This is a genomic window from Qipengyuania aquimaris, from assembly GCF_009827445.1.
GTDB lineage: Bacteria > Pseudomonadota > Alphaproteobacteria > Sphingomonadales > Sphingomonadaceae > Qipengyuania > Qipengyuania aquimaris.
Window position 1 is genome coordinate 2478397 of record NZ_WTYI01000001.1, and the last position, 11550, is coordinate 2489946.

Genomic DNA, 11550 nt, shown 5'->3' on the forward strand with positions numbered 1-11550 from the left:
ATTAGAAATACCCCTTGGGAAATTAAGTCATGAACGAACTGACCAAATTCACCAACCAGCTCGCGAAGCCCGAAACCTTCGACGAGATCCAGATTGGCATCGCCAGCCCCGAGCGCATCCGTTCGTGGTCCTTCGGCGAAATCAAGAAGCCGGAAACGATCAATTACCGTACGTTCAAGCCCGAGCGTGACGGCCTCTTCTGCGCGCGCATCTTCGGTCCGGTGAAGGACTACGAATGCCTGTGCGGCAAGTACAAGCGCATGAAGTACAAGGGCGTCGTCTGCGAAAAGTGCGGCGTCGAAGTCACCGTGACCAAGGTCCGCCGCGAGCGCATGGGCCACATCGAGCTTGCCGCTCCGGTCGCGCACATCTGGTTCCTGAAGTCGCTGCCGTCGCGCATCGGCCTGCTGCTCGACATGCAGCTCAAGCAGCTTGAGCGCGTCCTCTACTTCGAAAGCTACATCGTCGTCGAACCCGGCCTCACGCCGCTGGAGAAGTTCCAGCTGCTGACCGAAGACGAAATGCTCGAAGCGCAGGACGAATACGGCGAAGACGCTTTCTCCGCATCGATCGGCGCCGAAGCCGTGAAGATGATGCTCATGGATCTCGATCTGGAGCAGGAAAAGGAAGATCTGCTGGAAGAGCTTGCGACCACCAAGTCGAAGCTCAAGCCCGCAAAGATCATCAAGCGCCTCAAGGTCGTCGAAAGCTTCATCGAATCCGGCAACCGTCCGGAATGGATGATCCTGGAAGTCGTGCCGGTCATTCCGCCGGAATTGCGCCCGCTCGTCCCGCTGGACGGTGGCCGGTTCGCAACGTCCGACCTCAACGACCTCTATCGCCGCGTCATCAACCGTAACAACCGCCTCAAGCGCCTCATGGAGCTGCGTGCGCCGGACATCATCGTGCGTAACGAAAAGCGCATGCTGCAGGAATCGGTCGATGCGCTGTTCGACAACGGCCGCCGCGGCCGCGTCATCACGGGTGCCAACAAGCGTCCGCTGAAGTCGCTATCCGACATGCTCAAGGGCAAGCAGGGCCGCTTCCGCCAGAACCTTCTGGGTAAGCGCGTCGACTATTCGGGCCGTTCGGTCATCGTGACCGGTCCGGAACTCAAGCTGCACCAGTGCGGCCTGCCCAAGAAGATGGCGCTCGAACTGTTCAAGCCGTTCATCTACGCCCGCCTCGATGCCAAGGGTCTTTCGATGACCCTCAAGCAGGCGAAGAAGTGGGTCGAAAAGGAACGCAAGGAAGTCTGGGACATCCTCGACGAAGTGATCCGCGAGCACCCGGTTCTGCTGAACCGCGCGCCCACGCTTCACCGTCTCGGCATCCAGGCTTTCGAACCGGTCCTGATCGAGGGTAAGGCAATCCAGCTTCACCCGCTGGTCTGCGCCGCCTTCAACGCCGACTTCGACGGCGACCAGATGGCCGTCCACGTCCCGCTGAGCCTCGAGGCGCAGCTGGAAGCGCGCGTCCTGATGATGTCGACCAACAACATCCTCTCGCCCGCCAACGGCAAGCCGATCATCGTGCCTTCGCAGGACATGGTCCTGGGCCTCTATTACCTGTCGATGGAACGCCAGGAGAAGACGCCCGAATTCATCGAAGGCGACGATGGCGAAAAGCACGAGCAGCTGCCGATGTTCAGCGACATGGCCGAAGTGCACCACGCCCTGGAAAACAAGGACGTGACCCTGCACTCCAAGATCATGGCCCGCGTCCCGCAGGCCGATGAGAAGGGCAAGGTCGAGATGAAGCGTTTCGTCACGACCCCGGGCCGTATGCTGATCGGCGAATGCCTGCCGAAGAACCACAAGGTTCCCTTCGACATCGTCAACCGCCTGCTGACGAAGAAGGACATCGCCGACGTGATCGACGAGGTTTATCGTCACACCGGCCAGAAGGACACGGTGTTGTTCGCCGACGCGATCATGTCGCTGGGCTTCCGCCACGCGTTCAAGGCCGGCATCTCGTTCGGCAAGGACGACATGATCATTCCGGAAAGCAAGGTGGGCATGGTCGAAGAGACCAAGGCGCTGGTTGCCGACTACGAGCAGCAGTACCAGGACGGCCTGATCACCCAGCAGGAAAAGTACAACAAGGTCATCGACGCGTGGAGCCAGTGCGGCGACCGCGTGGCCGACGCCATGATGGAAGAGATCAAGTCGCAGCCAGTCGACAAGGACGGCAAGGAAGCGCAGATCAACTCGATCTACATGATGAGCCACTCCGGTGCGCGTGGTAGCCCCGCGCAGATGAAGCAGCTCGCCGGTATGCGCGGCCTGATGGCGAAACCTTCGGGCGAGATCATCGAGAACCCGATTATCTCGAACTTCAAGGAAGGCCTGAACGTCCTTGAGTACTTCAACTCGACCCACGGTGCCCGTAAGGGTCTCGCGGATACGGCGCTCAAGACGGCGAACTCGGGTTACCTGACCCGTCGTCTGGTCGACGTGTCGCAGGACTGCGTCATCGTCGAGGAAGACTGCAAGACCGACAATGCGCTGGAAATGCGCGCCATCGTCCAGGGCGGTAGCGTTATCGCCTCGATCGGTGAGCGTATCCTGGGCCGTACGGTTGCCGAAGACATCGTGAACGCCGCCACCGGCGAAGTGATCGTCAAGGCAGGCACGCTCGTCGACGAGCCGATGGTCAAGGCCATCGAAGAAGCGGAAACGCAGGTCGCCAAGATCCGCAGCCCGCTGGTCTGCGAAGCCAAGCAGGGCGTATGCGCGACTTGCTACGGCCGTGACCTTGCCCGCGGTACCCCGGTAAACATCGGTGAAGCTGTCGGCGTTATCGCTGCACAGTCGATCGGTGAGCCGGGTACGCAGCTGACCATGCGTACCTTCCACATCGGTGGTGCCGCACAGCTCAACGAAACGAGCCACCTCGAAGCGATCTCGGACGGTAAGGTCGTTTATCGCGACATGCCGACCATCGTCGACAAGAAGGGTCGTATCCTGTCGCTCGCCCGCAACGGCGAACTGGCAGTCATCGACGCCGAAGGTCGTGAGCGCGAAATCCACAAGGTGCCTTACGGTACCGTGTTGATGCACAAGGATGGCGGCAAGGTGAAGGAAGGCGATCGCCTGGCGGAATGGGATCCGTTCTCGCTGCCGATCATCACCGAAACTTCGGGCGTGGTGAAGTTCCAGGACCTCATCGACGGTACTTCGATGGAAGAACGCGTCGACGATGCCACCGGTATCGCCCAGCGTGTTGTCACCGACATCCGCACCGGCGGTCGCAAGAAGAAAGAAGACCTGCGTCCGCGCCTGACTCTCTTCAACGATGCGGGCGACGAGAACGAAGCTGCACGCTACATGCTGGCGCCGGGTACCGCACTGTCGGTCGAAGATGGCCAGCAGGTCGAGGCAGGTGACATCCTTGCCCGTGCTTCGCGTGAAGCTGCCAAGACCCGTGACATCACCGGTGGTCTGCCGCGTGTTGCCGAACTGTTCGAGGCCCGCGTGCCGAAGGACAATGCGATCATCGCCAAGATTTCGGGCAAGATCGAATTCGTCCGCGAATACAAGGCGAAGCGCAAGATCGCGATCGTTCCGGAGGAAGGTGATGCAGTCGAGTACCTGATCCCCAAGACCAAGGTGATCGACGTTCAGGAAGGCGACTTCGTCAAGAAGGGCGATACGCTCATCTCTGGCTCGCCGAACCCGCACGACATCCTCGATGTTCTCGGGATCGAGGCGCTGGCCGAGTATCTCGTCAACGAGATCCAGGAAGTCTACCGACTGCAGGGCGTGAAGATCAACGACAAGCACATCGAGGTGATCGTTCGCCAGATGCTGCAGAAGGTCGAGATCACCAACGGCGGCGACACGGTGCTTCTGCCGGGCGAACAAGTCGATCTGGAAGAACTCAACGAGACCAATGCGAAGCTTGGCCGGAACAAGGAGCACGCCACCGGCACTCCGATCCTGCTCGGCATCACCAAGGCCTCGCTCCAGACGCGTTCGTTCATCTCGGCGGCATCGTTCCAGGAAACCACCCGCGTGCTTACCCAGGCTTCGGTCGAGGGCAAGAAGGACACGCTGGTCGGTCTCAAGGAAAACGTCATCGTGGGCCGTCTCATCCCTGCCGGTACCGGCGCGGGCATGAACCGGATGCGTGTGACCGCCTCCAGCCGCGACGCTGCGCTGCGTGCACAGTGGAAGAAGGCTCAGGAAGCGATCATTGCCGCCAATACCGCAAAAGAAGAGCACGAGGCGGAACTTGCCCAGGGCCCCGAAGCTGCGATCGGCGACGATCCGCTGGCAGTAATGGAAGGTGAAACCCACGGCACCGATGCCGATGCGGGCGATTACCTCAACGAAGAGGCCAAGGACGGCGAATAAGCCGGACTTTCGGACCTGAACTGAATTGGCCCCGCCGGAGCGATCCGGCGGGGCTTTTTCATGGATCAGCCAAGACGGCCTCCTTGCCGCTATACATTGGCTGGCTGTTTCGGTTACAATGCAGTGGGATACGCGCGGTGAGGCGCGAGAACCGGGGGCCGAATGGGAAAACCGACCGCTAACAGCGAAGAGGTGTGCCGGCTGCTACTGGTGCGCAGGATGCGTGCGGTCATCGCCGGCAATACGCTCGCGACCGCGTCGGCCCTTGCATCTGCCGCTGTCCTTATTGTCGGCTTCGACGAATCCAAGTGGCGCGCCCCGCTGCTGTCTTGGGCGATCGTTGCCGCCCTGGCATTCACCGTGCGCGCCTATTTCTTCGCGACGCTCGACCCTGACGAGCATGATGAAGAGGCGCTGACCCGCGATTACCGCAGGGTCACCGGCTGGATGATCGTGACAAGTTCGCTCTGGGCGGCGGGCTTCATCCTCTTCGCCCTGACTGCCCAGGGCCTGGAAATCGCCCTGCTTGGCGTGGTCGGCACTGCAATGCTCGTCGGCGTCCTGCTTATTCACCGGGCTGTCCCGCTTGCGGGCTACGTCCATATCTCGCTCCTGCTTGCGGCGCTCATTACCTCGGCGTGGCTGAGCGTGGGCGCGCAATCGCTGCCGATTGCCCTGGTCCTCGTGATTTACGCCATGGCGCTGTGGACCGCAGTCGGCCGGATGGATGCCGCTTTCCAGGCAGCAGTCACCGCAGATGTCGAGCGCGAAGAAGCCAGCGCGACTGTGGCGTTGCTGCTCAACGACTACGAAGAACAATCGACGGACTGGCTGTGGATCATCGACCGGCAGGGCAATCTTCGAGAGGTAAGCGAGCGTTTCGCCAGAGCTTGCGCCCGCGATCCCGAAGAACTCGAAGGGACATCCATTCTCGACCTGGTGCGGCCGGGCGAGGGCCGCGATTTGCTATCGCAGCATATCCTCAACGCGCATGCATTTCGCGATATAGCGGTGAGTGTCTCCATCGAGGGAGCGCCGCGCTTCTGGCAACTTTCCGCCCGCCCGCGCACCGATGGCAGCATGAGCGGCGTCGCGCGCGATGTGACAGCGGATCGCCTGATCGAAGAGCGCGTCACCTTGATGGCGCACTATGACAGCCTGACCAATCTGGCCAACCGCTACCTCTTCAATGAGCGCCTGCGCGAATTGCTCGGCGATAGCAGATCGAGCGGCGCCAACGTGGCTTTGTTCTATCTCGATCTGGACGACTTCAAGGCCATCAATGATACGCGCGGACATCTGGTCGGAGACCGCCTGCTGCGCGAAGTCGCCGAGCGCCTCGCCTGCGAGGTGCGTGACGAAGATACGGTCGCGCGCCTTGGCGGCGACGAGTTTGCCGTGCTTATCGAGACACGCGCCGGCGACGGCATGCTTATCGAACGGGCGCACCGTTTCCTGTCGGTGGTCAGGGCGCCATATGAAATCGACGGGCACAGCTACAAGGTGTCCACCAGCGTGGGCGTGGCGCGATGCCATGACGGCGATTGCGATGCGGAAGAGCTGATGCGCCGCGCCGACCTTGCGCTCTACGCTGCCAAGAACAAGGGACGCGACAACCTGGCGATTTTCGAGCATTCGCTGGATCAGCAGGCTCGCGAACGACGCTCGCTTGAAACGGACCTCGGCGAAGCGCTCGCACGGGACCAGTTCAGGCTGCATTTCCAACCGATCATCGAATTGGAAACCGGGCAGGCTACCGGATACGAGGCTCTGTTGAGGTGGTATCATCCAGAGCGCGGCGTTCTGGGCCCGAGCGAATTTCTCACCATCGCCGAAGAAACCGGGCTGATCATGCCCATCGGCGATTGGGTCATCCGCACGGCCTTGGCCGAAACGGTCGATTGGGCCGGTGATTTCCGCGTGGCCATCAACCTGTCGACCACGCAGGTTGCCGATTCCAGGATCGTGGCGACCTTGTCGCAGGCGCTGCGGGAAACGGATTATCCGGCCCACCGCGTCGAACTTGAAATCACCGAGCATGTGTTGATGGATCAAAGCGATGCCAATCGCGACACGCTCATGCGGATGCGCGAAATGGGTCTTAAAATCGCGCTCGATGATTTCGGCACCGGCTTTTCTTCGCTCGCCTATTTGCGGCGCTTCCCCTTCGACCGCATCAAGATCGACCGCACTTTCGTTCGCGACCTCAATTCCGACATCGGTAGCCAGGCCATCGTATCCACTATCACGCGATTGGCGGAAGCTATGGATATGGAAACGACGGCAGAAGGCGTCGAGGACAGACGCCAGCTCGATCTGCTGCGCAAGCTCGGCGTGAAAGAGGCACAGGGCTTCCTGATCAGCAAGCCGCTGCTGGCCGAGAAGATTTCCTCGGTGACGATCCAACCCGAAGAAGTGGCCGAGGCACCGGTGGAGAAGGCGGTGATCGATTACCGGCAGGCGCGCAAGGCGGCGCTGAAGCGTCGGGGCGGCCAGGCCGCCTGAGCCGGTCAACACTCGCTAACATAAGGGCAGGCACTACTCTTCTCGCCATAGGCGACCGGCTGCGCTATCGGCGCCTGTCATGACCACTATTACGCGTTTCGCCCCGTCACCGACGGGGAACCTCCATGTCGGCAATATCCGCACCGCCTTGCACAACTGGATGCTGGCGAGGAAATCGGGCGGGCGCTTCATCCTGCGCATCGATGATACCGATGCGGCGCGCAGTCGCGAGGAGTATGTCGAAGCGATCCGCGCCGATCTTGCATGGCTCGGGCTTGCGGCGGACGGCGAGGAGCGGCAGTCCGAACGGCTTGCGCTGTACCAGTCGGCATTCGACGCGCTCCTGGCTGCAGGACGCATCTATCCGGCGTACGAAACCGCGCAGGAGCTCGAACTCAAGCGAAAGATCCAGTTGGGCCGGGGCTTGCCGCCGATCTACGATCGTGCCGCTCTCCAGCTGAGCGATGCCGATCGTGCCGCAAAGGAAGCCGAGGGCGTTGCGCCGCACTGGCGTTTCCAGCTCGATCATGACGAACCGATCGAGTGGGACGATGGCGTGCGTGGCAAGCAGAAATTCGATCCTGCACAGCTATCGGACCCGGTTATTCGCAGGGCTGACGGAAGCTGGCTCTACATGCTACCCAGCGCGGTCGACGATCTCGATATGGGTGTTACACAGGTGCTGCGCGGCGAGGACCATGTGAGCAATACAGCCGTTCAAATTCAGATGTTTACCGCACTTGTTGCTGCACAATATCCTGCAGCAAAAATGCCCGACTTCGCACATGAAGCCTTGCTCGTCGGCAAGGAAGGCAAGCTGTCGAAACGCCTTGGCTCGCTCGGCTGCGACAGCTTCCGCGAGCGCGATATCGAACCCGAAGCGATTGTCGCCTTACTGGCGCGGCTCGGCACCTCGCAATCTGTCGAGCCGATCGCCGACCGGCAGGTTCTGGTCGACACGTTCGACCTAACGACATTCGGCCGTGCGCCGGCGAAGTTCGACGATACCGAACTCGACCGTCTCAATGCGGCGATCGTGCACCAGATGGATTATGAGACGGTCCGGCACCGCCTTCCCCAAGGCATGGACGAGGCCGGCTGGCATGCGGTCCGCCCGAACCTTTCGCATGTCAGCGAAGCAGCAAACTGGTGGAAGCTGGTGACCGGGCCGATCGAGCAACCGGAATTCTCCAACGAAGATCGCGCTTTCCTGTCGCAGGCCGCCGACTTGCTGGAGTGGGGCGATGATCCCTGGCGCTCCCTCACCGCTGCGCTGAAGGAAGCGAGTGGCCGCAAGGGCAAGCCGCTGTTCCTGCCGCTGCGCCAGGCGCTCACCGGCATGGATCACGGGCCGGACATGGGGGAGCTGCTCCCGCTGATCGGCGAAGAAGAGGCGAAGGCGCGACTGGTGCGCGCCTCGACCTAATTTTCGTGCTTGTCCAGCTCGTCACCGGCGATCGTCACCACGTGCATCAGGTTGGTCGATCCGGGAGTGCCGAAGGGCACACCGGCGAGGGCGATGAGCTTGTTGCCCGCAGCTGCGAACCGATGGCGCAGCGCCATGCGCTTGCCCTTGGCGATCATCTCTTCGAAGCTGCCGATATCCTTGGTGGCAACGGCATGCGCGCCCCATAGCAAGGCAAGGCGGCGCGCCGTCTTCATGCTCGGCGTCAGGACCATCATCGGCACGCTCGGTCGCTCGCGCGCGACGCGGCGGGCCGTGCTGCCGGAGCCGGTGAAGACCGTGATCGCGGAAATGGCGACCGTGTCGGCCACGGTCATGCAGGCATGCGCCAGCGCGTCGGCAGTGGTGCGGTCGGGCGGCGTGTCGAGAAAGCGCACGCGCGGCAGGTACGCCTCATCGCTTTCGACCTGCCGGGCGATGCGGTGCATGATGGTGACCGCCTCTTCAGGCCATTCGCCCGCTGCCGTTTCCGCAGAAAGCATGACCGCGTCCGCGCCGTCGTAGACCGCATTCGCCACGTCCGAGACTTCGGCGCGGGTCGGGGCGGGGCTTTCGATCATGCTTTCCAGCATCTGCGTCGCCACGATGACCGGCTTGCCGGCGGTGCGCGTCTTGTTGACGATCTGCTTCTGGAGCGGGGGGACTTCCTGCGGCTCCAGTTCCACACCAAGATCGCCGCGGGCGACCATGATGCCGTCGGACAGTTCGATAATCTCGTCGAGGCGCCTGACCGCCATCGGCTTTTCGATCTTGGCGCACAGCGCGCCATATCCGCCCATCAGCTTGCGCGCTTCGGCAAGATCTTCGGGACGCTGGACGAAGGAGAGGCCGATCCAGTCGACGCCCTGCTGGACCGCGAAAGCGAGGTCGCGGCGGTCCTTCTCGGTAAGCGCCGGAATGGGCACTTCGGCATCGGGCACGTTGACGCCCTTGCGGTCCGAGATCACGCCGCCGACTTCTGCCGAACACAGGATCTCGTTTTCGTCCGCGCGGATCACTTTGAGGCGTATCTTGCCGTCGTTGATCAGCAGGCGCTGGCCTTTTTCAAGCAGGCCGAAGAGTTCGGGATGCGGCAATTCGACGCGGGTGTGATCGCCCGGCTCGGGATTGCGGTCGAGCGTGAAATGGCCCGAGTGACGAATGACCGCCTCGCCGTTCTTGAACTTGCCGACGCGCAGCTTCGGGCCCTGGAGGTCGGCAAGGATGGCGATGGGGCGATGGAATTCCTTTTCCATCGCGCGGATCGCCTTGATCGTTTCGGCGTGGGTTTCGTGTTCGCCATGGCTCATGTTGACGCGGAAGGCGTCGACCCCGGCGCGGAACAGGCGGGCCAGCATTTCCGGAGACCGGCTCGCCGGGCCTACGGTCGCAAGAATCTTGACCTTGCGGCCACGCGGATCGAGCTTGGGCGCGCCGTCGCGCTCTTTGAGGGGCTTTGCCATGAGGCATCGCTATGGCACGGCGGTGCGACAATTCAAGGACGATGACATGGTTACGAATGCACCCGACGCGCTGGACGCGCTCCCCGATGACGTAGCGGCAGCCGCTTTCCGGCGATTGGTCCGACACCTGCGCCATCGCCACGATGCGCAGAATATCGACCTGATGGGGCTGTCCGGCTTCTGTCGCAATTGCCTGGCCGACTGGATCCGCGACGCCGGCTTCGAAGGCGACAAGGCAGCCGCGCGCGAGCTGATCCACGGCATGCCGATGGACCAATGGAAAGCCGCTCACCAGACGCCCGCCACCGAAGAGCAGCTGGCGCGGATGGAGGCGAGCGTTGCGAAAAATCGCGTGGAGTAGCGAGTCGGCACCTTCACCCCGGCGCGGGAGGTGGCTATCCGCAGCAGGCAACCGATTCTCAAAGACACTGGAGCTGATACCCAATGGCCGAAGCCACCGACGACCGCCTGCGCCTTCTCATCGAGCGCATCGAGCGCCTTGAAGAAGAGAAGAAGGGCATCGCCGACGACATTCGCGACGTTTACGCGGAAGCCAAGGCCGTGGGTTACGACACCAAGATCATGCGCCAGGTCATCCGCCTGCGTAAGATGAAGCCCGACGAGCGCAGCGAACAGGAAACCATCCTCGATACCTACAAGGCTGCGCTCGGCATGGGTTGATCCCACGCGAAAGCGTCCTATCTTGGTAACACACTTATCGAGACAGGAGGATTTGCGATGCCCGGACCCTGGAAAGACGCGCGCGGTGTTACCGTAACGACCACGCCGACGATCGAAGGCAAGCCGATCCAGGATTACCTCGGTATCGTTACCGGCGAGGTGATCGTCGGCGCGAACCTGTTCCGCGATCTGTTTGCCAATATCCGCGACATCGTTGGTGGCCGCTCCGGCAGCTACGAGCGCATCCTCGCGGACGCGCGCAACCAGGCGATCGAGGAATTGCAGGCCGAATGCGCCACGCGTGGCGGCAATGCGGTTGTGGGGGTCGATCTCGACTACGAGGTGATCGGCGATACGGGCTCGATGCTGATGGTGTCCGCCAGCGGCACTGCCGTAAAAATCTAGGTCAAAGCCAAGGGTCGAGCGCCGTAAACAGCGCGTTGAACAGCGCGTGCTGCAAGATCGCCGCGCCCAGGCCCAGCCGCGTGCGTGTGAAGGCGAGGATGAGGCCGCCGATCGTCTGCGGCAGCACCAGGAACACCGTGATGAATTGCAGTTCCGCGTAATTCGTCAGGTGGATCATCCCGAACACGAGAGAGCTTGCGTAGATGATCTTGCCGTAATGGCGGGAAAACCACTCGGGCACTGCACTGTGGGCCTTGCGCGTGGCGAGCCATCTTAGCCAGGCGACAATCACCCCCAGGATAAACACGGTTCCGATGGCCACCTCTCCTACCGCATCGAGGTAGGAGAGCCCGGTTGTAGCCAGGATCAATGCGACGAAGGTTGCCGCGAATTCGAGATCGGCGCGTCTCCCGCGCAACCATCCCCGGAATATAACCTCTTCCATGACCGGCGCTACGGCGATCGCGAAAATGGCCAAGGTTACCGGATCGAGATCGAAATCCTCGACTTGCGGAAAGGTGGCTCCGAACCCTTCGGCTACTGCCACGACCGCAACCATGAGCGCGGCAACGGCAATGTCCACGGCCAGTACGACCGAGAATACGCGGCGTCGCTCTTTGCCTCGCAGCATCGGTCCGCCGAGCGGGGTCGGTGCCTTCGCGAAGGCCAGCAGTTGCCGCAGTGTGTCGGCGGG

The 11550-nt window shown here is 61.9% G+C and carries 8 protein-coding genes; 6 read left to right on the plus strand and 2 right to left on the minus strand.

Annotated features, from left to right (window positions below; translation table 11 throughout):
* Window positions 1-29 precede the first annotated feature (29 nt).
* From rpoC to gltX, 3 genes are all read left to right on the plus strand, one after another.
* A complete protein-coding gene (rpoC, locus tag GRI34_RS12160) occupies window positions 30-4358 on the plus strand; it encodes a DNA-directed RNA polymerase subunit beta' (RefSeq protein WP_160596151.1) in 4329 nt (1442 codons plus the stop codon).
* Between the two features lie 162 nt (window positions 4359-4520).
* Window positions 4521-6863, plus strand: a complete 2343-nt coding sequence (locus GRI34_RS12165) for a putative bifunctional diguanylate cyclase/phosphodiesterase (protein WP_160596152.1) — start codon at window positions 4521-4523, stop codon at window positions 6861-6863.
* Window positions 6864-6942: 79 nt separating this feature from the next.
* Window positions 6943-8289: a glutamate--tRNA ligase gene (gltX, locus tag GRI34_RS12170; protein ID WP_160596153.1), complete on the plus strand. Its 1347-nt coding sequence runs from the start codon at window positions 6943-6945 to the stop codon at window positions 8287-8289.
* Here the strand turns inward: gltX and pyk are convergent.
* On the minus strand, window positions 8286-9770 hold the full coding sequence (gene pyk / locus GRI34_RS12175; protein ID WP_160596154.1) for a pyruvate kinase: 1485 nt from the start codon (window positions 9768-9770) through the stop codon (window positions 8286-8288). The two genes, gltX and pyk, sit on opposite strands and share 4 nt — an antisense overlap.
* A gap of 46 nt (window positions 9771-9816) precedes the next feature.
* Between pyk and GRI34_RS12180 the strand changes: the two genes are divergently transcribed.
* From GRI34_RS12180 to GRI34_RS12190, 3 genes are all read left to right on the plus strand, one after another.
* A complete protein-coding gene (locus tag GRI34_RS12180) occupies window positions 9817-10131 on the plus strand; it encodes a DUF1244 domain-containing protein (protein WP_160596520.1) in 315 nt (104 codons plus the stop codon).
* 83 nt (window positions 10132-10214) lie between these two features.
* Complete coding sequence (locus GRI34_RS12185; RefSeq protein WP_090477501.1) at window positions 10215-10451, plus strand: DUF2312 domain-containing protein; 237 nt, start codon at window positions 10215-10217, stop codon at window positions 10449-10451.
* 57 nt (window positions 10452-10508) lie between these two features.
* A complete protein-coding gene (locus GRI34_RS12190; protein WP_160596155.1) occupies window positions 10509-10856 on the plus strand; it encodes a heavy metal-binding domain-containing protein in 348 nt (115 codons plus the stop codon).
* Between the two features lies 1 nt (window position 10857).
* Here GRI34_RS12190 and GRI34_RS12195 read toward each other — a convergent pair whose 3' ends face one another.
* The gene (locus GRI34_RS12195; RefSeq protein ID WP_160596156.1) at window positions 10858-11487 is read right to left on the minus strand and encodes a CPBP family glutamic-type intramembrane protease; all 630 of its coding nucleotides are present in this window, start codon (window positions 11485-11487) and stop codon (window positions 10858-10860) included.
* Window positions 11488-11550: the final 63 nt, after the last annotated feature.